The following is a 26554-nucleotide window of genomic DNA, read 5'->3' as shown; positions in this document are numbered from 1 at the left end:
GAGTACTTCTTCGGCATCGTTCCCAATCCTGTCAAAGATCACGGAACGAAACCCAGGGCGAATCATCGAAGGTGCCAGTGATGTCGCCGGCGACGTTGAACGAGCATCCGGACGTCCCGACGAACATGGACGCGTCGGTTATCGCGGCGGGCGACACTGAGCCGATCTCTGGTCCGGTGATCGTAAAGGCCCAGGCGCCGATCGGGTTGACCGTGACATCACCGCCCTGCGGAGAACTGCACCCGCTGGTGGCGATCTGGTCCCAGGTGGTGGTAGGCGTACCAAACGGTCTGCTGTCACCCGGGCCCAACAGGATGCCCGTCAGGTCGAACTGCTGACAGGTAAATCTGAAGTTGGCCTCCTCAACGGTGAAGGTGAGCTCGCCGCCGAGCGTGATGCCGGGTCCGCCGTGTGGGGTGTAGGTGTTGGCCGCAGCCCGGGCAGGCGGCGACACTGCCACGAGCGTCGCGATCACGAGAGCGACGGCGGCACCGGCGAGCAGTGTGGTGGTGAGCTTCTTCATGGTGGTCTCCCTATCGGTGGGGTCATCCCGAGAGGTTCACGCAGTTCCCGCGCGGGGGTCAGTGATGTGAAGCTCGGGTGCGTTGCGGGTAGAGGTCAGCCGATACCGCGAAGAGTTCCTGCTTCCCTGGCCGGCCTGCCCCGCACGTACGTCCCGTCGTCTGACTCTGCGTCGGTCAGGTCGCGTGTCTGCACGAGATCCCGACCTGGAGTGCTTCGGCCGACGCCACCGCGCCGCGCTCTCCGCGATGAATCCATGAGGAGAGGTACGCAGCGGCGGCACCATGATCGGTCACTCGCCCTCGCCGTCGGGGAGCGGCGGCATCTCTGGAATCTCCGGGGCCGGTAACGGGCACACGGTGGGGCGATGCGGTTCGCACATGGTGATGTTCTCGAGGGGAATTCGGTTGATGAAAATCAATGGGCCCTGTATGGCACGCACCGGGTTATTTGGTCCCGAAGCCATGGCAGTCACCACAGGGCTGAGGTCTTCACCTCCAACCCCACAGTTGACGAAGGGTGGAATATCGACGCCCGAGGACGGGGGGATGGTGCGTCCGTTGTCCTCATAGTAATACGGGTCGTTCAACGGTCCCCGCGATCCTGGATGCATTCCTTCGTAGGCTGCCAATGGGCCACCGGTGGCAGGGAAGTAGGACCCCGAACCGTAGTCCCCCCAAAGGTAGATATTCGCAGGGTGACTCGTCCGACACTTCGTCCCAAGCTCAACCGGCACCCCATCGACCTCGAGGTCGCTGAGCTCAAGGGTGACCTTACCTTCGACCAGCGCCGATACAATTGGAATGTCGTTGGGTCGTGGAGAGCACCCGGTTGGCGCCCCGGGGATACGACGCTCCCACAAATGCGACGCCAGCGGTTGGACCTTCCCATTGACCCGAGGCACAGACATCGTCAGCGTCGCGGTGGCCGGAATGCTCCCGAATGCGATCAGGTTGAGTTTGTCCTCGCTGAGGATGCCCACCTCGGCGCCGCCGCCCTCAAGGGGCTTAAATGGATAAAGTATGTGGTGGCTATACCTTGTCGGCCATTGGGTAGACGGATCATCAGTTGCGCAAGGCGGCTGGTAGAAGGGATCTGGTGTGCACGGAGTTTTGTTAAATTTGTTGCAACCACCCTTGTAGGTCGTTGGGTTCTCAATCGGACTGTTGAATGTGAACGTGTACAGAGCCGCCCAGATCGGACTAGTCGTGATGGACATCTTCGCGCGGCGGGCGACTGCGTGCTGTGAGTTGGTTACAGTTCCTTCAGTGCCGCTGAGCGACAGGTTCGCGGGAAGGTCGTCGAACCCGGGTAGGCCCTCGGCCGGATTGTCCTCGATCAACGTCGTTACGCCGGGCAGGTCGGCCTTCAGGTTGCTCTGCGAGGCGCTCCGTGGATCGACCTCGGGATCGCCCTGGGCTGGACCGCTGAGGACCGCCAGGAAGGTGGCTGCCAGTAGTAGAACGCCGATAGCCGCTTGACCGGCGCGTGCTCCAGGGTGGGGGATGCGCATGAAGAGTTCCTCACGGTGGTCGGGTCCGGCGAGGACCGTACGGATGTCCGCCATCAGTTAAGTCCTCGGATGTAGCGAGTGCCACAGCTTCGCTGAAGGTTGGGATTGGAATCGACGTAAGTTGTCATGCGCGTGACAAATTTCGCTCGACTCCTCGGTGGGGCGAGTGTCGGTCGATCAGGGATTGGTGACTGTCAGTCCGGTGATCGTCCAGGTGCCGCTAACGCTGATGTCGTCGCCCTTCATGAAGCCGAGGAGCGGACAGATGAACCCCGCTGGATCGTCAGCGATCGTCAGGGTCGACCCTGACGGCGTGAACACGCCAGTCGTGTCTTCGAACGTGCCGGAGACTTCCCCTGTGATGTTGAACGAGCAGCCGGCCGATGAGAGGAGGAAGGCTACGCTGGTGAGCGTGGCAGGTGAGACCGTTCCGGCCTCCGGGCCGGTGATCGCAAATCCCCAGATGCCGGTCTGGACGAGCGTGGTTTCGCCGAAGATCGGGTTGGTGCACCCGCTGTAGTCGAGATGGTCCCATGTGGTGGCTGTCGTCCCAAAGGGCCTACTGAGACCAGTGCTGATTAGAGCGCCATGCAGGTCGAACTGCTCACAGCTGAACGTCTGCTCGGCAAAGACGTCGGTGAAGGCGATGTCGTTACCTGTGGCGGCGACGCCGGGGCCACCGTGTGGCGTGTACAAGTCGGCGGCGTGGGCTGGTAGGGACATTGTCGCGACGGTGGCGATGGCGAGTGCTCCGGCTGCCAGACCGGTGAGCGCACGGCTGATGAGGTTCTTCATGATTCCACTCCTGCGATGATGGATGGCGACAGCGGTAGGGGTCTGTGTCGATGACCGGGGCCATCGACACAGACCCCTGGATGGATGGTCAGCGCTGGTCGATCACGGGTTGGTGATCGTCAGGCCGTTGGCCGTCCATGTCCCGGCCACGGAGATGGACTGTCCCTGCGCGACGCCGAGGATCGGGCAGATGAAGCCGACCGGGTTGTCAGCGATGACCAGCGTCGACCCGGTAGGCGTGAACACCTGGGTGGAGTCGTTGAACGTGCCACTCACCTCGCCCGCGACGTTGAACGAGCAGCCCGCCGCCGAGACGAACGCGGTCACGTCGGTGAGCGTCGCGGGCGAGACTGAGCCGATCTCCGCGTCGTCGATCTGCACGTGCCAGATGCCGGTCGGGTCGACGGTGGTGTCTCCGGCGGTCGGGTTGGTGCAGCCGCTGGAGTCGAGCTGGTCCAGCTCGCCGGCTTCCGTGCCGAACGGCCTGTTCACGCCGGGGTTGGTGATGCTGCCGATCAAGTCGAACTGGGTGCAGGTCAGCGTCTGGGCGGCCTCGTCCGCGGTGAAGGAGACGTTGTTGCCGGTGAAGACGACCGGGTCCGGGCCGGTCGGGGTGTAGCCGTCGAGGGCCGCCTGGGCAGGCGACGACATGGCGGCCACGGTGGCGGTGGCGAGTGCGCCGGCGGCGAGACCGGTGAGCACGCGGCTGGTGATCTTCTTCATGATGGTTCTCTTTCTGTTGTGGTGGGATGATCCCGAGAGGCTCACGCGGTGCCCGCGCGAGGGTTGGCGATCTGCAGCTCGAGGGTGTTGTCGGTGCCCGGCACCAGGGCGTTGATCGGGATGGAGCCGAACCAGGGGAAGAAGCCGGGGATGTCGAAGAAGTTCAGCGCGGCACACCCGGTGAAGCTCCCGATCGTGTAGGTGGAGGTGACCCGGCCGCCGCCGTTGACGGTGAAGAACTCACCCTCGGGAGTGCTGGCGGTGATGGTGACCGGGTCGACGGTGTGGCAGTTGCTTCCCACTGCCAGCGGCCACCAGATGCCGAACACCTTGGCCTCGACGTGGCTCAGCTGGATGTCGTAGGCGACAGTCGAGGTGAGCGTCGCCTTGCCGAGCTGGCTGGTGGGCAGGATCGCTCCGGACAAGGCCCCGACCTGGGTCATGGTGACCTTGGCGCGGGCCGGGATCCCGAAGATCTCGAAGTTCATGGTCTGCGTCGGGATGGCGAGGGAGCCGCCGACGAGGTGGCCGTTGGTGGTGTCGATGACCGACTTGAGCACCGAGGGCCCGATGGCCATCGACGAGTCGACCTGCGAGCCGATGTGCGTCGTACCGACGGCGTCGTAGTCGACCTTGAGGGTCGGGTTCTCGACGGCTTGAGCGGCAGGTGCGCCGGCGAGCAGCGCGGTGGCGACGAGGGCGGCGAATACCGTGGCGACCCAGGTGCGGCGACGGGGTGGAGGGCTGGTTCTCACGTGTTCCCCTTACGGTGTGGGAGGGGTGATCGAGCCGGGTGGGAGATCGACCACAACTGCGATGACGGCACCTATTCAGGGGGTCGCGGCGGGTGGCTGGCTACCGTGGCGACATCGAAAGTCACCAGATCCGGCAAAAATTGTCAGGTTGGTGACAATTTCGCCTCAGAGACGAAATCTTGTGATGCGCGTTACAAGTTTTCGTGGTTCTTCGCGCACATCCGCGGAAGGCTCTGGACGCGGCGTACCGCACGCCCTTGACTTCGAGATGTTGTCGTCCTCTGCGCGGCTCCCCAGGTCGCGGCACAGCGGAGGGCGGATACGGAGGAGAGCGCTGCGTGGCTTCGACGACACGACCGATCACGAATACGTTCCCGGGCCCGATCCCCAGAAGGCCCCGCGCGACAATGCGGATCCACCTGTCCCCACCACCCGACGCCGTCGCCCGCGAGATCGGGATGGCCTGCCGACCGCGGGCCACGGAGCTCTCGCGCCGCATCGCCCGGCGCATCTGCGGCGAGGTCGCAGCCTTCAGCGACCCACGGCTGCGCGACATCATCGCGGAGGCGCTGAACGAGGCGGTCGCGCTGTTCATCGATGCCATGGCGGGGGCGCCCGTACGAGGCACCACCGTCGCCCACCTCTACCAACGCCTGGGCAGCCTGGAGGGCCGGGCCGGCCACAACCTCGACGCGATGCGGGCCGCTCACCAGATCGCGACCGAGGAGTCGTGGCGGGAGATGTCGAGGCTGGCCGACGAGCTGGGCCTACCGCGGTCGGCGGTGAGCTACCTCGCCGAGGCGCTCCTGGACTATCAGCACCAGCTGCTCGAGCACGCGATGCGCGGGTTCACCGAGCCCGTACCGCAGGCCGACCCGCGGCTGGCGCTCTTCGTGGCGCTCGTCGGCGCCCAAGGGTCCAGCGATCTACCTGCTCTGGCCGCTCGCGCCGGTTGGAAGATGGCAGACAAGGTGGCGGTCGCAGTGGCGCCGGGCGGACCCGTCTCCGCCGAGCTCGCCGCCCCCACGGCGCGCCTGCTCACCGGTCCGAGCGAAGGGGCGATCGTCATGATCGGCCCGACGGCCGAGCTGCATCTACGGGTCAAGGCGGTCGTCGCGGCGACGAGTCGTCCGGTCGCTGTCACCTGGGAGGTGAAGCTCGTCGAGACCCACCACGCCGTACGTTGGGGCCACCGTGCCCTCGCCCTGGTGGCCGAGCAGGTCCTGGAACCGTCCACGGACGGCATCGTGTGGTGTGCCGCGCACCAGTCCGACCTGTGTCTGCACGCCGACCCGATGCTGCGCCGCGTCGCGGACGAGCAGCTGCTCGCGCCGCTCCTGGGGGAGTCCCCGAAACGCCGTCTGGTGCTGGCCGAGACCATGCAGGCCTGGCTGGGGACCCGTCCGAGCGCCCCGGTCGTCGCCAGGCAGCTGCACGTCCACGAGCAGACCGTGCGTCACCGCCTTCGGAGCGTCAAGAATCTTTTCGGAGACCGCCTCAACGACCCGTCGGAGACCGTCGGCCTGCTCGCGGCTCTGGAGTCAGCGGTCCCACGGTGGCGACGTGAGGCCGTCGACTGCTGACTTCACCTCACCCGACGGTATGGGCCCACTGGGTGACCGACCGGGCAGGTGTCCAGCCGGTGAAGGTGCCGATCGGGGCCGAGGTCTCGACCGAGATGCGAGTCAGCTCGCCGCCGTGCTCCTGGTAGGCCGCGGCGAGGAGCTGCTCGGTCTCCAGCGTGACGCCGTGGACCACGATCCGGCCGCCGGGGCGCAGCGCCGCGAGGCAGTTGTCGAGCACGCCGGGACGCGTCGCGCCGCCGCCGATGAAGATCGCATCCGGGGCGGGGAGGTCCGCCAGGGCGTCGGGGGCGCGGCCCTCGACAAGGGTCAGCCCGGGTACGCCGAGGCGGACCGCGTTGCGCGCGATCCGGGCCGCCCGCTCGGGGCTGGCCTCGATCGCGGTCGTGGTGCAGGTCGGGTGTGCCCGCATCCACTCGATCCCGACCGACCCGGCTCCGGCGCCGACGTCCCAGAGGTGCTGCCCTGGGGTCGGGGCCAGGCGGGACAGCGCCGAGGCGCGCAGGTCGCGCTTGGTCAGCTGGCCGTCGTGCTCGAAGGCGTCGTCGGGGAGGCCTGGGGTCCAGGTAGCGGGGAACGACTGTGTTGGTCTCGACACGCCTTCGCCTAGCGGCTCCGGCGGCTCGACCAGCGGTGGCTGACCGCCCCCGCTGGTTGAGCCGGACCCGCGAGGGACGAGCGGGTCCGTGTCGAAACCAACACGGTCGCCGACGCACTCGATCGCCACGATGTTGAGGCGCGGTGACTCACCGGCCCAGGTATCGGCGGTCGCGGTCTGCGTACTCTCCGTCTCCGCCCCCAGGTCACCCAGGACGGTCATCGCCGAGCCGCCGAAACCGCCTGTGACCAGAAGGTTCGCGATGTGGCCCGAGGTGGAGCCGTCCGAGGAGAGCGCCAGGATCCGGCGGCCGGGGGCGAGCTCGCGGGCGATCAGCGCGACGTCGCGGCCGACGAGGCTGACGATCGCGCACGACTCGGCCGGCCAGCCCATCCGGGCGCGGGCGAGGGCGACGGAGGAGAGGGCCGGCTCGATGCGTACGTTCTCCGGGCCGAGCAGGTCGATCAGGGTCGTGCCGATGCCGGAGACGAGCGGGTCGCCGGAGGCCAGAGCGACGGCGTCGCCGATGGAGTCGAGCAGGGCCGGGAGCCCGTCGCGGAGCGGTGAGGGCCAGGGCTCGCGGCGCTGACCGGGGACGTCCGGGACCAGGTCGAGATGGCGTTTGCCACCGAGGAGCACCGAGGCATCCCGGATCAGCTGCTGGTGACGTACGGGGACCTCGTCCCAACCACCGGCACCGATGCCCACCACGACGATCATGGGGCCAGACGCTACAGTGACCGCACAGTCACGAGGTGCCCCGACTGCCCAGCCATCGGAAACGGTGAGGAAGGCAGGACGGGAGAATCTGGGAAGCCGGTGAGAGTCCGGCGCAGGCCCGCTGCGGTGATCCGAGCCCCATCAGGGGACTCGGTAAGTCCGAAGACCGGCCCCGTGACCATCCAATCAACGCGATAGGGAGCGGGAGCCTCTCATGCCGGTGCACTACCCATTTTCTGCCGTCCTCGGCTGCCAGGCCGACTCGACCACAGGTCTCGACGACATGGGCCTCGCGCTCGTGCTCACCACGATCTCCCCGGAGATCGGCGGCGTCCTGGTCCGTGGCGAGAAGGGGACAGCGAAGTCGACGGCCGTACGCGGCCTGGCGGCCGTGCTGCCCTCGATCTCGGTCTACGCGGGGGATCGGTTCTCGATCGATCCGTCCGACCCGTCGGCGGAGTCGCCGGACGGTCCGTTCGGGTCTGCCGCCGTCGTGGAGAGCCGGCCGGTGCGGCTGGTCGAGCTCCCGGTGGGGGCCACCGAGGACCGTGTCGTCGGCTCGCTCCACCTGGAGAGCGCGCTCTCGCGCGGTGCGGTCGAGTTCGAGCCGGGTCTTCTGGCTCGGGCACACCGCGGGCTGCTCTACGTCGACGAGGTCAACCTGCTCCACGACCACCTGGTCGACCTGCTGCTGGACGCGGCGGCGATGGGGCGCGTCTCGGTCGAGCGCGACGGCGTCTCGGTCTCGCACGCCGCGCGCTTCGTCCTGATCGGCACCATGAACCCCGAGGAGGGCGAGCTGCGCCCGCAGCTGCTGGACCGCTTCGGGCTCACCGTCGAGGTCGCGGCGCCGCGGGATCCGGCGCTGCGCGCCGAGGTCGTACGCCGGCGGATGGCCTTCGACCTCGACGCTGGTGCCTTTGTCGAGGGTTTCGGGGCGGACGACCGCGCGCTGACCTCCCGGATCGCCGCCGCTCGTGAGCTGGTCGGGAAGGTCCGGCTCACCGAGCCGGGGCTCCTCAAGATCGCCGAGGTCTGCGCGGCGTTCGAGGTCGATGGGCTGCGTGCCGACATCGTCACCGCCCGCACCGCGGTCGCACACGCTGCTTGGGTCGGGCGGTCCGAGGTCACTCGCGCCGACATCCGGCGGGCAGCGCTGTTGGCGCTTCCGCACCGGCGGCGGCGGAACCCGTTCGATGCTCCGGGGATCGACGAGGACCTGCTCGACCGGATTCTCGGGGGCGACGAGCTACCGCCTGAGCCGCCGGAGACGGATCCGGACGTCGAGGTTGAGGAGACCTCTGGGGAGGACTCGACGACCACCGACGCCCCTGCCCCGGAGGCCGAGCCCGGCGACACCTCTGACCAGGAGGGCTCGATCGAAGAGGCTTCGACAACCGACTCTTCGGCGTCAGAAGCTGACTCCTCGACGTCAGAAACTGACTCCTCGGGGTCAGGAACTGACTCCTCGGCGGGGCTGTCGACCGACGCTGCGGGGGTGGCTTATCGGCCGCGGCTGCTGACGGTCACCGGGCTCGGTACCGGGCGCACGGGCGGGCGGAGCAAGGCGATCGGCAGCAGCGGACGCCGGATCGGGGCGCGGGAAAGCGGCCGAGGCTCGCTGCACCTGGTCGAGACGCTCAAGGCGGCGGCGGGGAAGCAGGGTTCGAGGGGGCGTACGTCCGGACGGGTCGAGCTGCGGGTCGAGGACCTGCGCACCGCGGTCCGTGAGGGGCGCGAGGCCAACCTGGTGCTCTTCTGCGTGGACGCGTCCGGGTCGATGGCCGCGCGCAAGCGGATGGCACAGGTGAAGGCGGCGGTGCTCTCGCTGCTGCTTGACGCCTACCGCCGCCGTGACAAGGTCGGGATGATCACGTTCCGCGGCGAGGGTGCCGAGCTGGTGCTGCCGCCGACCGGGTCGGTCGACCTCGCCGCAGCGCGTCTCGACGAGGTGCCTGCCGGGGGACGTACGCCGCTGGCCGAAGGTCTCCTCGAAGCCGCCCGGGTGCTCCAGCGCGAGCGTCTGCGCGACCCCGATCTGCGACCGCTGCTGGTGGTCGTCACCGACGGCCGCGCGAACTCCAAGACTCACGGGAAGGACGCGGTGCGGCGCTCGCAGCAGGCCGCCGCGTACGTCGCCGGTCTGGGCGTCACCACCGTCGTCATCGACTCCGAGAGCGGACCGATGCGGCTCGGGCTGGCGCGTCAGCTGGCCGCCCACCTGGGGGCTGAGCACGTGCCCGTCGCCGAGGTGAGCGCCGAGGCGCTGACCTCCGCCGTCCACGGGTTCACCGGGTCGACCCCGGGACGGGGCGCCGCCTGATGCCGAAGGGACAGCCGCTCAACGTACCCGACGACGGGCTCACCACCCGCCAGCGTCGCAACCGTCCGCTGATCATGGTCCACACCGGCCCCGGCAAGGGGAAGTCGACCGCCGCCTTCGGGCTCGCGCTGCGCGCTTGGAACCAGGGCTGGCGGATCGGGGTCTTCCAGTTCGTGAAGTCGGCCAAGTGGCGCATCGGCGAGCAGACGGTGCTCGAGCGTCTGGGTGCGCTGCACGAGGAGACCGGCGAAGGCGGTCCGGTCGACTGGCACAAGATGGGCTCGGGATGGTCCTGGTCGCGCAAGCAGGGCGACGCCGAGGACCACGCCGCGGACGCCGCCGAGGGCTGGGCCGAGATCAAGCGGTGCCTGGCCGCGGAGACGTACGACCTGCTCGTCCTCGACGAGTTCACCTACCCGATCAAGTGGGGCTGGGTCTCCGCCGAGGAGGTGGCGACGGTGCTTGCCGCGCGGCCGGGGCGCCAGCATGTGGTCATCACCGGTCGCGACGCTGCGCCTGAGCTGATAGAGGTCGCCGACCTGGTCACCGAGATGACCAAGATCAAGCACCCCATGGATGCCGGTCAGAAGGGCCAGCGGGGCATCGAATGGTGACCCTGCCTCGACTGGTGGTCGCGGCGCCCTCGACGGGTTCGGGGAAGACGACGGTCGCGACCGGGCTGATGGCGGCGCTGCGTACCTCTGCGGGGTTGGTGGTCAGTGGTCACAAGGTCGGACCGGACTACATCGACCCCGGCTACCACGCGCTCGCCACCGGACGCCCGGGCCGCAACCTCGATCCGCACCTGGTCGGCGTCGACCGGGTGGTGCCGCTGCTGCTCCACGGTGCGGCCGGTGCCGACATCGCGGTCATCGAAGGTGTCATGGGCCTCTACGACGGCCGCCTCGGGACCGACGGCTTCTCCTCCACCGCCCACGTGTCGTCATTGACCTCGTCGCCGGTCGTCCTGGTCCTCGACGTCGCCCGGATGTCCCGCTCCGCTGCCGCGATCGCTGCGGGGATGGTGGCCTTCGACCCTTCGGTACGCATCGGGGGAGTGGTCCTCAACCGTTGCTCTCCCGGGCGCAACGCCGACGAGATCCGGCGTGCGCTGGACCGTCTCGGGCTGCCGGTGCTGGGCATGCTGCCGCTTGATCCGTCGCTGGCGACGCCCTCGCGCCACCTCGGGCTCGTTCCGGTCGCCGAGCGCGACGAGTCGGTCGCGCTGATCGAGCGGCTGGGGGAGCAGGTCGCTTCTCATCTGGACCTGTCCGCGCTGCTGGAGGTTGCACGGTCGGCACCCGAGCTGGACGGAGGTCCTTGGGATCCGGTGACGGCGTTGCGCGAGGGCGACCGTGTTGGTTTCGACACGGCGTCGCTCGTGCCTCACGACGCCGGCTCAACCAGCGATGCGCCCGTCGGTCGAGCCGCCGGAGCCGCTAGGCGGAGGCGTGTCGAGACCAACACAGTCGACGACGCGAATGCTCGCCCGGTGATAGCCGTCGCGGGTGGGCGAGCGTTCACGTTCCGCTACCCCGAGACCGAGGAGCTCCTGGAGGCGGCCGGCTGCGACGTACGCTCCTTCGACCCGCTCACCGATCCCACGCTGCCCGCGGGAACCCAGGGCATCTATCTCGGCGGCGGCTTCCCCGAGATGTACGCCGCCGAGCTCGCCGCCAACACGAACCTGCTCCGCGACCTGAGGGCGGCCGTCGAGGCCGGCGTGCCGACAGTCGCCGAGTGCGCCGGTCTCCTCTACCTGGCCGAGTCCCTCGACGGCGTACCCATGGCCGGCGCCCTCCCCGCCCAAGCAGCGATGAGCGAGCGCCTCACCCTCCGCTACCCGGTCGCCACCGCCCCCTCCGACTCCCTCCTCACCCGCGCCGGCGAGCAGGTCACCGGCCACGAGTTCCACCGCACCACCACCTCACCCCCCGCCGGCCCCCAGCCCGCCTGGCTCATCGAGACGTCACCCCCGTCGCCCGAAGCGTCACGTACGTCGGCCGAAACGTCACCCCCGTCGCCCGAGACGTCACGTACGTCGGCCGAGACGTCAGTTGTGGCGGCCGAGATGGCAGTTCTGGACGACGAAAGTCGAGTTTCGCGATCCACAAGTGCAGGTTCGGTCCCCACAAGTGCCAACTCGGCCGACGCGACTGACGCTTCGGCCGACGGGACTGACGCTTCGGCCGACGGGAGTGACGTCTCGGCGTTGGTGGGGTTCGCGTCGGAGACGCTGCACGCGTCGTACCTGCACGTGCACTGGGCCGGCCATCCGATGCTCGCGGCCAGGTTCGCCGCTGCCGCCCATCGCGCGGTGCCGCATCTTTCCGCCATGGCGGGAGAGTGCGCCGGCGCCAGTGCCGGTGAAACCGCTGATTCCCGCCAGGGCGGGAAAGTGTCGCCCACCGGAACGGACGGCGCGCTGAGCGACCCGCTGCGCCATCACGGGGACGTCGAGATCGGCGATGGGCTGCTCGACTTCGCGGTGAACGTCTACCCAGGACTGCGACCGGAGTGGCTGGAGCAGGCGCTCCACGACTCGCTCGCGTCGACCGGATACCCCGACGAGGAGCCGGCGCGGGCGGCGCTGGCCAAGCACCACGGACGCGAGTGTGACGAGGTGCTCCCGACGGCGGGGGCGGCGGAGGCGTTCACGCTCGTCGCCCGAGCGCGGGCGTGGCGCAGGCCGGTCGTCGTCCATCCACAGTTCACCGAGCCGCACGCCGCGCTCGAGCAGGCCGGTCACGAGGTCACCGAGGTGCACTGTCGGGCCGAGGACGGCTTCGCGCTCGACCCGGCCGCGGTGCCCGACGATGCGGACCTGGTCGTCGTCGGCAACCCGACCAACCCCACCGGCGTACTCCATCCCGCCTCGACCCTCCGCGGCCTCCTCCGCCCCGGCCGTCTGGTCGTGGTCGACGAGGCGTTCATGGATGCGGTCCCTGGCGAGCCGGAGACGCTCACCGCCGACCGCGCGGACGGTCTGCTGGTGATCCGCAGCCTCACCAAGCACTGGTCGATTCCCGGGGTCAGGGCCGGCTATGTGGTCGGCGACACCGCCGCGATCCGCGACCTGGAGTGGGCGCGTACCCCGTGGTCGGTCTCGGCGACCGCCGCCGCCGCGATCCTCGCCTGCGCCACCGAGCACGCCAGCGCCGAGGCCAGGAAGCGTGCCGAGGAGATCGGAGCCTGGCGCGGCCGTCTCGAGGCGGGTCTGCGGAAGCTGGAGATCGAGTACGTCCCCTCGACCGCCTCCTTCGTCCTGGTCCGAACGGGAGCCGGAGTCCGTGAGGCCTTGCGCGAGCAGGGCATCGCCGTGCGCCGGGCCGACACCTTCCCGGGGCTGGGTCCGGAGTGGGTACGGATCGCCGTACGTCCCCCAGAGCTGACCGACCAGCTCCTGCGCGCGCTCGAGGGCGCCGCCGCGGCAGAGGGCCGGCAGTGAGTGCCCGGGCGCTCGGCCTGCTGATCGGTTTCGGACTCGACCGCCTCCTCGGCGACCCGAGCCGGGGTCATCCGGTCGCCGGGTTCGGCACGCTCGCCGCCGCCACGGAGCGCCGCCTCTATGCCGACGACCGGGCGGCAGGCGCCGCCTACGCCGCCACGCTCGTCGGGGGAGCGGTCCTGGCCGGTGTGGCCGTCGAGACGGTCGCGCGCCGGCGCCCCGTCGTACGCATGCTGACCACCGCCGTCGCCACCTGGGCCGTCCTGGGCGGCCGGTCCCTGGAGCGCGAGGCCGACGCCGTCCACGCCCGGCTCGCCACCGAGGACCTACCCGCAGCACGAGCACAGGTCGGCCGCCTGGTCGGTCGGGACACCGACAGCCTCGATGCCTCCGAGGTCACCCGCGCCGTCGTCGAGTCGGTCGCGGAGAACACCTCGGACGCGGTCGTCGCGCCGCTGGTGTGGGGAGCCGTCGCGGGAGTGCCCGGACTGCTCGGCTACCGCGCGGCCAACACCCTCGATGCGATGGTCGGTCACCACAACGACCGCTACGAGCGCTTCGGCTGGGCCGCCGCGCGCCTCGACGACCTGGCCAACCTGCCCGGATCACGGCTCACCGGGCTGCTCGTGCTCGTGATGCGTCCGGGCCGGACCCGGATCGCGTGGCGGGCCTGGCGGCGCGACGCACCCAGCCACCCCAGCCCGAATGCCGGGGTCGCCGAGGCGACGTTCGCCGCAGCGCTCGACACCCGACTGGGTGGGACGAACACCTACTACGGCACCCGCGTCGAACATCGCGCCGTGATGGGTGATGGCCCGCCACCCGGCCCCGGCCACATCCCGGCCGCCACCAGGCTCGCCCGCCACGTCGATCTCGGCGCCGCCCTGGTCGCGGCGGCGGTGGCGTACGCGATCCGGGAGGTCGAACCGGGCAGGTCATCCAGCCCGGGCAGTGACCGGACGACGCTCGACGTCCTGCCATGAGCTCCGTCTCCGGTGGGAACCGCAGAGTGCCCTTCGTACCGCTGGTCCTCGGCCTCCTGGTCGCCTCGGTCCTCAGCGCGGTGGTCTCCCTCGCCTTCGGCTCGGAGCGGATCCCGGTCGCCGACGTCGTCGCGGCGGTCGGCGACCGGATCCAGGGCGACGCCCCCGGGAAGTGGGACGTGATCGTGTGGGACCTCCGTCTTCCGCGGGCGCTGCTGGCACTGGTCGTGGGCGCGGGCCTCGCGGTGGCCGGCGCCGGGATGCAGACCCTGGTCCGCAACCCGCTCGCCGACCCGTTCCTCCTCGGGATCAGCTCGGGCGCGTCGGTGGGGGCGACGGCGGCCATCACCACGGGTGCGCTGGCCGGGTTCGGCATCTACGCCGTCTCGACCGGAGCCCTGGTCGGGGCGATCGGGTCGGCCTTGCTGGTCTGGCTGGTGGCGACCGCTCAGGGTGGCCTGACCCCGATCCGGCTGGTGCTCTCCGGGGTGGTCCTCTCCTCGGGGCTCTCCGCGATCGCGTCGTTCCTGGTCTTCATGAGCGACGACCCTCGCGCCGCCAACTCGGTGATGTTCTGGATGCTCGGCAGCGTCGGCGGCGCCAGCTGGGAGAAGCTGTGGCTGCCCGCCGCCCTCAGCCTCGTCCTGGGGCTCGCGATGCTGGCGATGCACCGCTGGCTGGACGCCCTCGCCGCCGGCCCGGAGACGGCGGCGGCGCTCGGCGTGAACGTCGCGGCGCTGCGTACGGCCCTGTTCGTCGGGTTGGCGGTGCTGGTCGGTCTCCTGGTCGCCGTCAGCGGCGGGATCGGGTTCGTCGGACTGATCGTGCCGCACGCGGCCCGGCTGCTCGTGGGCGCCACGCATCGGGTCGTCCTGCCGGTCGCGGCGCTGGGCGGAGGACTGTTCCTGCTGTGGGTCGACGTGCTGGCGCGGATGGTGGCGCGTCCGCAGGAGATCCCGCTCGGTGTGGTCACCGGCGTCGTCGGCGCCCCGCTGTTCCTGCTGCTGCTCGGCCGTGGCAGGTATCGGTTCGGAGGCGAGGGATGAGCGGGCAGGGACCGGTGCTGCGGTTGCGCGGGGTCGGCGCCCGGCTGGGCGAACGCGACGTGCTTCGCGACATCGACCTCGACATCCCCGTGGGCACCAGCCTCGGGATCGTGGGCGTGAACGGCGTCGGCAAGTCGACGCTGCTGCGGATCCTCGCGGGAGTATTGAGGCCGAGCGCCGGACACTGCTATCTCACCGATTCCTCCGGCGTGCTTCGCGAGACCAGCCGGATCAGCTCGCGCGAGCGCTCCCGCCGGTTGGCGTACGTCCCCCAGGAAGAGGTCGCCTCCACCGAGCTGCTCGTCGGCGAGATGGTCGCACTGGGCCGGGTGCCACGCACCCGGCCCTGGGCTCGAGGCGGTACGCAGGAGCGCGCGATCGTCCGCGCGGCCCTCGATGCTGTCGGTCTGGCCGACCGCATCGACGACCCGTGCGACCGTCTCTCCGGCGGCGAGCGGCGGCGGGCGGTGATGGCTCGCGGTCTCGCCCAGGAGTGCCCGGTGATGCTCCTGGACGAGCCCACGAACCATCTCGACGTCGCCTGGCAGCTACGGCTGCTGCACACGGTCGCCGACCGGGCCGAGACCTTGGTCGCCACGATCCACGACCTCGATCTGGCGCTCCGCTCCTTCGATCGGCTGGCGGTCCTCGGCCGACCCCAGGGTTCTGACCCCGACACCGGCCCGGCGACCGTCGTGGCCCACGGCCCGCCCGCTGAGGTCCTCGACGACATCAGCGTCGACCTCCACTTCGGCGTCGGGTCCGTGCAGGTGACCCATCCGCACCTGGCCCAGCCCCATCTGCTCATCCACCCCCGGAAGGACCACTCGGCATGAATCCACGCCTCGCCTGCCTGGCTGCGCTCGCGCTCGGCGCCACGATCCTCACCGCCTGTGGTGCGGAGGAGACGACCGCGTCCGGTGCCGCCGGCGCCGACGCGATCACCGTCGAGAACTGTGGCGAGAAGGTGACCGTCGACGAGCCGGTCACCGAACTCTACGCGTACGACGGTGGGATCATCTCGATCGCGCTCGCCGCCGGCGCCCGCGACGAGCTCGTCGCCGTCACCGGTCTGGCGCGTGACAAGCCGCTGCTCGAGCTCGCCTACCCACATGATCGCGTCGACGAGCTCCGGGTGGTCGGGGATGATCATCCGACCCTCGAGACCGTGCTCGCGGTCAAGCCGCAGATGATGTTCGCAGGCTGGGGCTACGGGTTCGACGAGTCGCGCAACCTGCTGCCCGAGACCCTGCACGAGCAGGACGTCGACACCTACCTGCTGAGTGAGACCTGCAGGCAGGAGGACGGCGACCGCGGCACCATGGAGGCCTGGACGGCGCTGCGTACCGACCTGCTCAACATCGGCGAGCTGACCGGCCACCGGGAGACCGCGGCGAAGGTCGTGGCCGACATCGAGGAGCGTCGCGACGCTCTGGAGAGCGCCCCGAAGCCGGCGAAGGAGCCGACCGGGTTCCTGTTCGACTCCGGCACCGATGCGATCTTCACCTCCGGCTCCTTCGGCGGGCCGCAGGCGATCTTCGACACCGCCGGGTTGACCAACGCGACCGGCGACGTCGAGGACACCTGGACCGAGGTCGGCTGGGAGCGCATCGCCGCCGCGAACCCCGACGTCATCTACTTCGTGGACTACCCCGGCCAGTCGTACGAGGAGAAGGTCAAGGTCCTCAAGGCCAACCCCGCCTCCCGCGACCTGCCCGCCGTCAAGGAGAACAGGTTCGTCAACCTGCCCTACGCGATGTGGGTCTCCGGTCCGCTCAACATCGACGCCGCCGAGTGGGTACGCCGCTCCCTGGAGCACTTCGGGATCGCACCCGAGTCGGGGATCGAGCCGACGCTCGACATCACCGATCTCACCAATCTCGACGGCAACGAGTGGCTCCGCTGAGATCTGGCTATAGTGCACACAACGGACATGAGGAAGCCGGTGGGAATCCGGCACAGTCGCGCTACTGTGACATCGCCTCGCGGCGGTGGAGTCAGACCCGAGTGTCCGTCCAACCCCATCGAACAGGGACGCAGATATCCCTGAGGAGGACATATGTCGCAGCATGCTGTGGCGCCCGTCGCCGGCGCCACTGGGCCCATTAACCACGTGCCCACCATCCCGCTTCGTGAGCTGGCCCCCTGGGCGCTCTTCTTCGGGCTTCTCGGGCTGCTGGTGCTCTTCTTCATCAGCGCTGACCAGGGCGCCGTCTCGATCCCGTCCGGCACGCTGATCCACGAGTGGGTCCACGACGGTCGTCACCTGCTCGGCTACCCCTGCCACTGATGAGCGCGCGTGCATTTCTCGTACGCGGCCTGCTAGCCGGTCTCCTCGCCGGCGTCGTCACCTTCCTGGTGGCGTACGCCGTCGGTGAGCCGCAGGTCGGCGCTGCCATCGCGCTGGAGGAGGCCGGAGGCGACGGACACTCGCACTCGCACGCCGCCGAAGGTGGCGACGGCGAAGTAGAGGCCGCCGAGGTCTCCCGCGCCAACCAGAGCACCTGGGGGCTGCTGACCGGGACGTTGGCCATCGGCGTAGCGCTCGGTGGCCTCCTCGCCCTGGTCGCCGCCGCCACGATGGGACGGCTCGGCCGGCTCACGCCCGGCCAGTCGACGGCGCTCGTCTCCCTGATCGGCTTCGTCGCGGTCGCGCTGGTGCCGTTCCTCAAGTATCCGGCCACGCCGCCCGCGGTCGGCAGCGGGGAGACCATCGGGCTGCGTACGTCGGTCTACTTCGGCTACCTGCTCCTCTCCGTCCTCGCTGCCGTGCTCGCCACCTATGGCGTGGTGCGGCTGCGGGAGCGGGTCGGGACCTATGCCGCCGTGGTCGGCGGCACGGCCGCCTATCTGGTGGTCGTGGTCGTCGCCGGCCAGCTCTTCGTCACGGTCAACGAGATCGGCGACTTCCCGGCAGACACGCTGTGGTCCTTCCGGGTCGCCTCGCTGATCACGCTCGCCACGATGTGGGGCGTGCTCGGCGTGGCGCTGACCGGCTTGGTCGGGCGGCTCTACGCGCAGGAGCAGGCCGTCGCCGAGCGCAGGGCACTCGCCGCCACGTTGTGACCCGCGCCGAGTCGGCTCATCCTGACCGGAAATCACGTCGAGTCGGCGCGTTACGACGCGCCGACTCGACGTGGATCTGGGTGAGGACGGGCCGACTCGGCGGTCAGCGGGGGAGGAGGTAGGCCTCCACGGGGCGGCCGTCGGCCAGGTGATCACGCACGATCGCCCGGGCGGCGGCCGCTTCCACGTTGCCGTACCAGGCGTCGTCGGGCTGCACGCTGAGCACGGGTGCCTGATTGCACGGGAACTGGCAGCCGGTGTGGGTGATCAGCAGGTCGTCGTCGCCGAGCCCGGCCTCCATCGCGCCCAGGATCACCGCCCTGGCGGTCTCCTCCGAGCCCTTCGCGGTGCAGCGTGGGCCGCGGCAGATCAGGACCTGACGTACGTGGCTGGGCACCTGCTCCCACGCCGGCGAGGTGAGTCCGGGCTCGGTGCCGGTGATCGGGCGGGTCTCAGCCAGCTTGTCGGCCAGCGCCGCTGCGACCTCATCGGGATCGGTCGCCAGTCGGGTCGCGACCTGGATCTCGGGGCGCCGGCCGGTGCGTTCGCGCCACCAGTGGGCGGCGATCCGGCGTAGCCAGGAGTGGCCCGGGGCGAGAGGGCCGAGGCTGATGCCGATCAGGGTGATGGTCGCGATTCCCTCGTCGGCCAGCCGGGTCAGCTCGTGGGAGAGCGACGGGTCGCCCAGCTGCAGGAAGGCGACGCTCGCGTCGTGGTCGCGCGCCCGGCCGAGGAGCTCGTCGCGCCGGTCGACGTCGGTCACGGACATACCCACCAGAACCCGTGCCTGTGACTGAGGGTCCAGGTTTGTGAAGCCGTTCACGAGGTCGGACCCTCTGTCATAGCGATCGCCGGCCCAGCACCCAGCTCATCGCTTCGGCGACGTCGTCGACCGTCGCCACATCACCGGGCCCGGCGGGCCGACGGACGACGACCACCTGCACGCCCAGCTCGGCGGCCGCCGCCATCTTCGGCCAGGTGTAGGTGCCGCCGGAGTCCTTGGTGATGAGTACGTCGGTGCCGTGCTCGCGCATCAGCTCTCGCTCGCCCTCGAGGTGGTAGGGACCGCGGCTGGTGAGCAGCGTCCACGTCTCGGGAAGGTCGAGCTCCGGAGGATCGACCACGCGGGCGAGCGCGGCGCGTCCGGCCAGTGCAGGTACGAAGCGCCCGAGCTCCTGGCGGCCGACCGTGATGAACGGTCGATCGCCGAGGCCGGCGGCGAGATCCGCGGCCTGGTCGTGATTTTCGGCGTAGACCCAGGAAGGGTCAAGCTGCCAGCCCGGCCGCTCCAGCCGGAGCAGCGGATGGCCGGTCAGCTCGCAGGCCGCGACCGCGTTGGCCGACATCCCGCGGGCGAAGGGATGGGTCGCGTCCACAACCGCATCGAACTCCGCCAGAGCCGCCTGCAGCCCCTCGACCCCGCCGAACCCACCGATCCGCACCGCGCCAACCGGCAGTCGCGGCCGTGCCACCCGGCCGGCCAGCGAGGAGGTGACGTCGACGCCCTCGTCCAGCAGCCGCGCGGCCAGGTCCCGAGCCTCCCCGGTCCCGCCCAGGATCAACAGCTTCATCGTGCGTTCCCCTCGCTGGTCGAGCCGTCTCCCCCGCTGGTCGAGCCGTCTCCCCCGCTGGTCGAGCCGTCTCCCCCGCTGGTCGAGCCGTCTCCCCCGATGGTCGAGCCGCCGGAGCCGCTAGGCGGAGGCGTGTCGAGACCAACACGGTCCGCTGTCGCGCTCGATGGCACCGTGTTGGTCTCGACACGACGTCGTTCGTCCCTCACGACGTCGGCTCGACCAGCGGGGGAGCGGGCGAGGTCGAGCAGGGCGTCGACGTCGAGGTGCTCCTCGACTAGGTCGCCGATCCGGTCCAAGCGACGCTCACGGGCAGCGGGGAAGGAGACGGTGGACGGCTCGCGGCCGAGCGTCGCGGCAAGGAAAGCACCGCGCAGCGCGTCGCCCTCCAAACTGCCGTGCCACATCGTCCCGAAGACCTGCCCCGAACGAGCGCCGCCGAGGAACTCCGAGACCCCGTCGCCGCGGGTGATCCGGCCGTGGTGGATCTCGTAGCCGCTCGCCGCGACCCCGAGCGCCGAGCCGGTGGGCAGGCGGAGGTTCTTGGCGGGGGCGAAGTCGGTGCGTACGTCGAGCAGGCCCAGCCCCTCGACCTCGGCGACCGATCCCTCGACGCCGTCAGGATCCGCGATCACGCCGCCGAGCATCTGGAAGCCACCGCAGATCCCGAGGACCGGGCGGCCGCGGCGTACGTGCTCGGTGATGGCCACGTCGAGGCCCCGCGAGCGGAGCCAGGCGAGGTCGCTGATCGTGGACCGGGTGCCGGGGAGCACGACGAGATCCGCGTCGGTGAGGTCCGCCGGTGAGGCGGCGAAGACGACGTCGAGGTCCGGCTCCAGGCCGAGCGCGTCGACGTCGGTGAAGTTGGAGATCCGGGGGAGGCGTACGACCGCGACCTTCTTGGTGGCGCCGGCCGCCGAGCGGCGACCCTCGAGGTCGAGAGCATCCTCTGAGTCGAGCCATAGGGACGGCTCCCACGGGAGCACGCCGAAGACCGGGCGCTTGGTGAGCTCCTCGAGGGAGGTGAGGCCAGGTGCCAGCAGCCCGACATCGCCCCGGAACTTGTTGATCACGAACCCGCTGATCAGGGCTTGGTCCGCAGGATCGAGAAGGGCGAGGGTGCCGTACATCGCCGCGAACACCCCGCCTCGGTCGATGTCACCCACGACCACGGTCGGCAGCCCGGCATGCTGAGCCAGCCCCATGTTCACGTAGTCGCCGGCTCGCAGGTTGATCTCGGCCGGGCTCCCCGCGCCTTCGGCGACGATCACGTCGTAGCGGGATGCGAGATCGTCGTACGCCGCATGGGCCGCGGTCGCCAGATGCCGGCGCCCCGCCTCCCAGTCGTGCGATGACACCTCGCCCGCAGCCTGCCCCATCAGCACCACATGGCTGCGACGGTCGGAGCCCGGCTTGAGCAGCACCGGGTTCATCGCCGGCTCCGGGGTCACCCGCGCCGCCAGCGCCTGCACCCACTGCGCCCGCCCGATCTCGGCCATCGTCCCGTCGCCCCCGGTGGTCGAGACCACCATCGAGTTGTTGGACATGTTCTGCGCCTTGTACGGCGCCACCCTCACACCCCGCCGGGCGAACGCCCGGCACAGCCCGGTCGTCACGACCGACTTGCCGGCGTCCGAGGTGGTGCCGGCGACCAGCAGCCCGCTCATCGGGTCGTCCGCGGAGCCCGCAAGAGATAGATGTCCATGACCCAACCGGACGTGTCCCGCAGCCGGTTCCGAGCCTCCTCGATCGCCGGAAGAACCTCACCGACGGTGCCGGCGACGAGCTCCTCCTCACGAGTGCCGAGGTTGCCGCCCCACCAGATCCGCCAGTCCTCGAGGCCGGGCAGGTCGACGACCCGGTTGAGCATCACCACGAGATTGTCGTGACCGGCCTCGACGGCTTCGTGCACCGCACGGCCGGTGGTGACGTAGAGCGGACGACCGACGTCATGGAGCACCAGCCGGTGTCGCGCGGCGAGCAGCTGCACCGAGGAGATCCCGGGGATGACGTCGACCACGATCTCGATCTCCGAGGCGATCTGGTCGACGACCCGGATCGTGGAGTCGTAGAAGGCCGGGTCGCCCCAGACCAGGAAGCCGACGTCGCCGGGGTTCTCGGCCAGCACGGCGAGATACTTCTCGACCCGGGCCCGGTGCCAGTCGGCGACCGCGGTCCGATACTCCGCGTCTGTCCCGGTGAACTCCTCGCGCCGCTCACGGGGCGCGTCGGCGACCTTGACCACCCGGGCAGGCCGGTCGAGGTGCCGGTCGAGCAGCTCCTCGCGGGCCCGCACCAGCGGATCCGGCATCCCGCCCTTGGCCGTGCCGGACTTGTCGGTGACCAAGAAGTAGTCGACGGACCGCATCGCGGCGACGGCTTCCAGGGTGACCTGGTCGGGGTCACCTGGACCGACGCCGATGATCTTGATCGTGCGCGTCACTCTTCCTCCAGGTCACCTTCGATGTCGAGATAGATCTCCTGCATCGCCGCGACGACCTCGGGATCCGGCGTCTCCCACAGCCCGCGCTCCGCCGCCTCGTGCAGTCGCTCCACGATCCCACGCAGCGCCCACGGGTTCGAGGTCCGCATGAACTCCTGGTTGGTCTCGTCCAGGACGTACTCGCGGGCGAGCTTCTCGTACATCCAGTCCTGCACCACCCCTGCGGTCGCGTCGAAGCCGAAGAGGTAGTCGACGGTCGCGGCCAGCTCGAAGGCGCCCTTATAACCGTGGCGCTGCATCGCCGAGATCCAGCGCGGGTTGACCACCCGGGCCCGGAAGACGCGGTTGGTCTCCTCCTGCAGCGTGCGGGTCTTGATGGCGTCGGGGGAGGTGGAGTCGCCGACGTACGCCTTCGGCTCGCTGCCGGTGAGCGCGCGGACGGTCGCGACCATGCCGCCGTGGTACTGGAAGTAGTCGTCGGAGTCGGCGATGTCGTGCTCTGCGGAGTCGACGTTCTTGGCGGCGACCTTGATCCGGCGGTAGTTGGCGCGCATGTCGTCGGCGGCCGGAGCGCCGTCGAGGTCGCGGCCGTAGGCGAAGCCGCCCCACGCGGTGTAGACGTCTGCCAGATCGGCATCGGAGCGCCAGTTGCCGGCCTCGATCACCTGCAGGATCCCGGCCCCGTACGAACCGGGCTTGGAGCCGAAGATCCGGGACGTCGCGCGGCGCTGGTCGCCGTGATCGGCGAGGTCCTCGAGGGTGTGCGCGCGGACGAAGTTGTCGGTGTCCGGCTCGTCGAGGTCGGCCACCATCCGGACCGCGTCGTCGAGCATCGAGACCACGTGCGGGAACGCGTCGCGGAAGAACCCGGAGATGCGTACGGTCACGTCGATCCGGGGCCTGCCCAGCTCCTCGAGCGAGATGATGTCGAGGTGGGTGATGCGGCGCGAGGCCTCGTCCCACTCGGGGCGCACCCCGAGCAGCGCGAGCACCTCGGCGATGTCGTCACCGGCCGTACGCATCGCGGACGTGCCCCACACCGACAGCCCGACCGAGGTCGGGTAGTCGCCGGTCTCGTCCAGGTAGCGCTGCAGCAGCGAGTCGGCCATCGCCTGCCCGGTCTGCCAGGCCAGCCGTGACGGCACCGCACGCGGGTCGACGGTGTAGAAGTTGCGCCCGGTCGGCAGTACGTTGACCAGCCCGCGCAGCGGCGACCCCGACGGCCCCGCGGGGACGAAGCCACCGTCCAGCGCGTGCAGGACGGCGGACAGTTCGTCGGTCGTCCCGTTCAGCCGCGGCACCACCTGTTCGGCGGCGAAGACGAGCACCTGCTGCACCGCGGGGTCGTCGTGGAGTGTCTGCGCGATGGCCGGGTCCCAGCCGGCTGCGTCCATCCGCTGCACCAGGTCCCGGGCCTTGGCCTCGATCTCGTCGACCGCCGATTTCCCGGTGGTCGAGCCTGTCGAGACCCCCTCCTTGAGCCCGAGCGCCGCCCGGAGCCCGGGAACGGCGCCACCGACGCCGCCCCAGACCTGCGCGGCACGCAGGATCGAGAGCACCAGGTTGACCCGCGCCTCACCTTCCGGAGCCGCGCCGAGCACGTGCAGCCCGTCGCGGATCTGGGCGTCCTTGATCTCGCAAAGCCAGCCGTCGATGTGGAGCATGAAGTCGTCGAAGTCGTCGTCCTCGGGCCGCTCCTCCATACCGAGGTCGCGGTGGAGCTCGGCGGCCTTCATCAGCTGCCAGATCTCGCCGCGGATGGCGGGCAGCTTGGCTGGGTCCATGGAGGAGATCCGGTCGTACTCCTCCATCAGCCCCTCCAGCCGCGCGATGTCGCCGTAGGACTCCGCGCGCGCCATCGGCGGCACCAGGTGGTCGATGATCGTGGCGTGCGCCCGGCGCTTGGCCTGGGCGCCCTCGCCGGGGTCGTTGACCAGGAACGGGTAGATCAGCGGCATGTTGCCGATCGCCGCGTCCGGACCGCAGGACGCCGAGAGCGCGGCGTTCTTGCCGGGCAGCCATTCCATCGAGCCGTGCTTGCCGAGATGGACGACCGCGTCGGCCCTGAAACCGTGCTCGAGCCAGCGGTAGGCACCCAGGTAGTGGTGGCTCGGCGGCAGGTCCGGGTCGTGGTAGATCGCGACCGGGTTCTCGCCGAACCCGCGCGGCGGCTGGATCAGGATCACGATGTTGCCGGCCTGGAGCGTGGCCAGCACGAGCTCTTCGTTGTCGTTGACGAACAGGCTTCCCGGCGTCGGTCCCCAGGTCTCGACCATCTGTTCGCGCAGGTCAGCGGGAAGATCGGCGGTCCACTGGTCGTAGTCGGCCTTGGAGATGCGGACGTGGGCGTCGGTGAGCTGGGCGTTGGTCAGCCACTCCTCGTCCTGCCCGCCGGCGGCGATCAGGGCATGGATCAGCGCGTCACCGGCAGCGGTCTCGCGCTCGGAGACGACTGTGTTGGTCTCGACACGCTCGCTAGCGCTCGCGGCTCGACCAGCGGTTTCGTCGGTCGAGCCGCCGGAGCCGCTAGGCGGAGGCGTGTCGAGACCAACAGAGTCGAGGATGCGTACGACCTCGTTGTCGGAGCCCAGGTCATAGCCTTCCTCACGGAGCCGGCGCAGCATCCGGATCGCCGAGACCGGGGTGTCGAGGCCGACGGCGTTGCCGATGCGGGAGTGCTTGGTCGGGTAGGCGGAGAGGACGAGCGCGAGACGCTTCTCGGCGTTGGGAGTGTGGCGAAGACGGGCGTGGTTGACCGCGATCCTGGCGACCCGCGCGGTGCGCTCGGGGTCGGCGACGTAGTGGGGGAGACCCTGCTCGTCGAGCTCCTTGAAGGAGAACGGGGCGGTGATGATCCGCCCGTCGAACTCGGGGATCGCGATCTGGTTGGCCGAGTCGAGCGGCGTGACGCCGTCGTCGGAGACCTCCCACTCCGCGCGCGAGCTGGTCAGGCACAGGCCCTGGAGCACCGGGATATCCAGCGCCGCCATCCGCTCCACGTCCCAGGCCTCGTCCTCGCCACCGGCGCTCGCCGAGGCGGGCACGGAGCCGCCGGCCGCGAGCACGGTCACGATCAGTGCGTCGAGGGTGCCGAGCGCCTCGTAGAGGTCGTCGGGCGCCGAGCGCAGCGATCCCGCGAAGACGGGTACGCCGGTGGCCGCGCCGGTAGCGTCGATGGCGTCGGCCAGCGCGTGGGCGAACGCGGTGTTCCCGCTGGTCTCGTGGGCGCGGTAGTAGAGCACCCCGATGCGCGGCTTCCCGCTGGTCGAGCCGCCGGAGCCGCTAGGCGGAGGCGTGTCGAGACCAACACGGTCAGCAAACCCCCACGCTGGGACGGAGGCCGGCGGCTCGAACCCGAACCCGGTCAGCAGGACCGTGTCGGAGAGGAACGCGTGCAGCTGAGCGAGGTTGGCCGGCCCACCCTCGGCGAGATAGCGGTGAGCCTCGGCGGCGACACCCATCGGGACGGTGGAGTGCTCCATCAGCTCTGCGCTCGGCTGCTGCTCGCCGCCGAGGACGACCACCGGGACGCCGCGCTCCTTGACGGCGCTCAGGCCGTCCCACAGGTCGCTGGGCGAGCCGAGGAGCCGGAAGACGACCAGGTCGGCATCGGCGACGACCGCCTCGAGGTCGGTGGCCCGCGACGGGTTCGCCCAGGCGTAGTCGGCGCCGCTGGCACGTGCCGAGAGCAGATCGGTGTCCGAGGTGGACAGAAGGGCGATGCGTACGCGTGCAGAGTCGGCCATGCCGAGTTCCTCCTAGGGGTTCTCGCCCCGTCGATCGGTCGGATAGCCCGCGGCCAGTGTCTGGCTGCGTCCGTGCCCAACATCTGCACGGACATCACAGTGGCGGAACCGCCCCGGACTCTCACCGGGTTCCTGCACCACGAGCGTGCTCGCAGCCTACCCCGGCTGCTGTTCGAGCCAGGTCTCGCGGGTGATCTCGTACTCGACCTCGCCCTCGGCATGCCCGGCGAGCGGTTCCTCGAAGTTCTGCTGGAAGCTGCGTACGAAGCTCATCCCCACCGCGACCATGGTCGCCCGCGAGGCCTCGTTGACGGCCATCGTCTGCGCGATCACCCGGTCGATCCCAAGATCCTCGAACCCGTGACGCAGCAGCTCGAGCGAGCCTTCTTTCGCGTAGCCCTTGCGCCAGTGGCGTTGCGGCAGCCGGTAGCCCAGCTCGGCAGCGTCGGTGCGCGGCGGGTTGTCGGGCGGCTCGAACATGTAGAGCCCGACGGCCTCATCGTCCGCGTACCCGATCCACTTGCCCAGCGCCTCCGTCTCCTTCGCCGCCCGGATCCACCGGTGCATCCGCTGCTCGGTCTCCTCCGGGGTGAGCGCGCGGGTGAACAGATGGCGGAGCACCACCGGGTCCGAGTTGAGGTCGACCAGGAACGGCAGATGCTCCTCGGACAGCGGGACCAGTTCGAGGCGCTCGGTGCGCAGATGGGCTTGCGGCATGC

21 protein-coding genes, 1 pseudogene and 2 riboswitches are annotated in these 26554 nt (G+C 69.9%); of the genes and pseudogenes, 10 read left to right on the top strand and 12 right to left on the bottom strand.

Annotated features, from left to right (window positions below):
• Positions 1–31: 31 nt before the first annotated feature.
• The 5 genes from IEY84_RS21405 to IEY84_RS21385 form a co-directional block, all read right to left on the bottom strand.
• Complete coding sequence (locus IEY84_RS21405) at positions 32–523, bottom strand: hypothetical protein (protein WP_183548611.1); 492 nt, start codon at positions 521–523, stop codon at positions 32–34.
• Positions 524–814: 291 nt separating this feature from the next.
• Positions 815–2089: a hypothetical protein gene (locus tag IEY84_RS21400; protein ID WP_183548609.1), complete on the bottom strand. Its 1275-nt coding sequence runs from the start codon at positions 2087–2089 to the stop codon at positions 815–817.
• A gap of 123 nt (positions 2090–2212) precedes the next feature.
• The gene (locus tag IEY84_RS21395) at positions 2213–2830 is read right to left on the bottom strand and encodes a hypothetical protein (RefSeq protein ID WP_183548607.1); all 618 of its coding nucleotides are present in this window, start codon (positions 2828–2830) and stop codon (positions 2213–2215) included.
• 102 nt (positions 2831–2932) lie between these two features.
• A complete protein-coding gene (locus tag IEY84_RS21390) occupies positions 2933–3553 on the bottom strand; it encodes a hypothetical protein (protein ID WP_183548605.1) in 621 nt (206 codons plus the stop codon).
• 41 nt (positions 3554–3594) lie between these two features.
• Positions 3595–4308 (bottom strand): hypothetical protein, encoded by a 714-nt coding sequence (locus IEY84_RS21385; protein WP_183548603.1) that lies wholly within the window; start codon positions 4306–4308, stop codon positions 3595–3597.
• A 407-nt stretch (positions 4309–4715) separates the two neighbouring features.
• Between IEY84_RS21385 and IEY84_RS21380 the strand changes: the two genes are divergently transcribed.
• On the top strand, positions 4716–5891 hold the full coding sequence (locus IEY84_RS21380) for a PucR family transcriptional regulator (protein WP_183548601.1): 1176 nt from the start codon (positions 4716–4718) through the stop codon (positions 5889–5891).
• A gap of 7 nt (positions 5892–5898) precedes the next feature.
• Here the strand turns inward: IEY84_RS21380 and cbiE are convergent, their stop codons facing one another.
• The gene (cbiE, locus tag IEY84_RS21375) at positions 5899–7209 is read right to left on the bottom strand and encodes a precorrin-6y C5,15-methyltransferase (decarboxylating) subunit CbiE (RefSeq protein WP_183548599.1); all 1311 of its coding nucleotides are present in this window, start codon (positions 7207–7209) and stop codon (positions 5899–5901) included.
• 54 nt (positions 7210–7263) lie between these two features.
• A riboswitch (cobalamin riboswitch) is annotated at positions 7264–7397 on the top strand.
• A 26-nt stretch (positions 7398–7423) separates the two neighbouring features.
• Here cbiE and IEY84_RS21370 point away from each other — a divergent pair.
• From IEY84_RS21370 to IEY84_RS21330, 9 genes and pseudogenes are all read left to right on the top strand, one after another.
• Positions 7424–9532: a VWA domain-containing protein gene (locus IEY84_RS21370; RefSeq protein WP_229788907.1), complete on the top strand. Its 2109-nt coding sequence runs from the start codon at positions 7424–7426 to the stop codon at positions 9530–9532.
• The gene (cobO, locus tag IEY84_RS21365) at positions 9532–10146 is read left to right on the top strand and encodes a cob(I)yrinic acid a,c-diamide adenosyltransferase (protein WP_183548597.1); all 615 of its coding nucleotides are present in this window, start codon (positions 9532–9534) and stop codon (positions 10144–10146) included. Before IEY84_RS21370 ends, cobO begins: the two co-directional genes overlap by 1 nt.
• A complete protein-coding gene (cobC, locus tag IEY84_RS21360) occupies positions 10143–12980 on the top strand; it encodes an Rv2231c family histidinol phosphate aminotransferase CobC (RefSeq protein ID WP_221209083.1) in 2838 nt (945 codons plus the stop codon). Before cobO ends, cobC begins: the two co-directional genes overlap by 4 nt.
• The gene (locus IEY84_RS21355; protein ID WP_183548593.1) at positions 12977–13963 is read left to right on the top strand and encodes a cobalamin biosynthesis protein; all 987 of its coding nucleotides are present in this window, start codon (positions 12977–12979) and stop codon (positions 13961–13963) included. Before cobC ends, IEY84_RS21355 begins: the two co-directional genes overlap by 4 nt.
• Positions 13960–15009: a FecCD family ABC transporter permease gene (locus IEY84_RS21350; protein WP_183548591.1), complete on the top strand. Its 1050-nt coding sequence runs from the start codon at positions 13960–13962 to the stop codon at positions 15007–15009. The genes IEY84_RS21355 and IEY84_RS21350 overlap by 4 nt, the downstream gene beginning before the upstream one ends.
• Positions 15006–15845, top strand: coding sequence for an ABC transporter ATP-binding protein (locus IEY84_RS21345; protein ID WP_183548589.1), 840 nt, complete (start codon positions 15006–15008; stop codon positions 15843–15845). The genes IEY84_RS21350 and IEY84_RS21345 overlap by 4 nt, the downstream gene beginning before the upstream one ends.
• Entirely contained in the window at positions 15842–16915 is a 1074-nt protein-coding gene (locus IEY84_RS21340; RefSeq protein ID WP_183548587.1) for an ABC transporter substrate-binding protein, read from the top strand. The genes IEY84_RS21345 and IEY84_RS21340 overlap by 4 nt, the downstream gene beginning before the upstream one ends.
• Before the next feature lie 153 nt (positions 16916–17068).
• Positions 17069–17299, top strand: a complete 231-nt coding sequence (locus IEY84_RS21335) for a CbtB domain-containing protein (protein WP_183548585.1) — start codon at positions 17069–17071, stop codon at positions 17297–17299.
• 17 nt (positions 17300–17316) lie between these two features.
• Positions 17317–18075 (top strand): annotated as a pseudogene (locus tag IEY84_RS21330) (CbtA family protein); the annotation flags it as partial.
• Positions 18076–18178: 103 nt separating this feature from the next.
• On the opposite strand, the gene IEY84_RS21325 reads toward IEY84_RS21330, so the two are convergent.
• From IEY84_RS21325 to IEY84_RS21300, 6 genes are all read right to left on the bottom strand, one after another.
• On the bottom strand, positions 18179–18844 hold the full coding sequence (locus IEY84_RS21325; RefSeq protein WP_183548581.1) for a (2Fe-2S) ferredoxin domain-containing protein: 666 nt from the start codon (positions 18842–18844) through the stop codon (positions 18179–18181).
• Positions 18845–18914: 70 nt separating this feature from the next.
• Positions 18915–19646 (bottom strand): cobalt-precorrin-6A reductase, encoded by a 732-nt coding sequence (locus IEY84_RS21320; RefSeq protein WP_183548579.1) that lies wholly within the window; start codon positions 19644–19646, stop codon positions 18915–18917.
• Positions 19643–21313: a cobyric acid synthase gene (locus tag IEY84_RS21315; RefSeq protein WP_183548577.1), complete on the bottom strand. Its 1671-nt coding sequence runs from the start codon at positions 21311–21313 to the stop codon at positions 19643–19645. Before IEY84_RS21315 ends, IEY84_RS21320 begins: the two co-directional genes overlap by 4 nt.
• Positions 21310–22089 carry a precorrin-6A synthase (deacetylating) gene (gene cobF / locus IEY84_RS21310; RefSeq protein WP_183548575.1) on the bottom strand — a complete coding sequence of 260 codons (780 nt, stop codon included), beginning with the start codon at positions 22087–22089 and terminating at the stop codon, positions 21310–21312. Before cobF ends, IEY84_RS21315 begins: the two co-directional genes overlap by 4 nt.
• Positions 22086–25835, bottom strand: a complete 3750-nt coding sequence (gene cobN / locus IEY84_RS21305; RefSeq protein WP_183548573.1) for a cobaltochelatase subunit CobN — start codon at positions 25833–25835, stop codon at positions 22086–22088. The genes cobF and cobN overlap by 4 nt, the downstream gene beginning before the upstream one ends.
• A 34-nt stretch (positions 25836–25869) precedes the next feature.
• Positions 25870–25992: riboswitch (cobalamin riboswitch) on the bottom strand.
• Positions 25992–26552 carry a GNAT family N-acetyltransferase gene (locus IEY84_RS21300; RefSeq protein ID WP_183548571.1) on the bottom strand — a complete coding sequence of 187 codons (561 nt, stop codon included), beginning with the start codon at positions 26550–26552 and terminating at the stop codon, positions 25992–25994. It overlaps the preceding riboswitch by 1 nt.
• Positions 26553–26554: the final 2 nt, after the last annotated feature.

This window comes from Nocardioides albus, from assembly GCF_014648255.1.
GTDB lineage: Bacteria > Actinomycetota > Actinomycetes > Propionibacteriales > Nocardioidaceae > Nocardioides > Nocardioides albus.
Note: the sequence above shows the minus strand (reverse complement) of the source record. Positions and strands in the feature narration are given on the sequence as shown.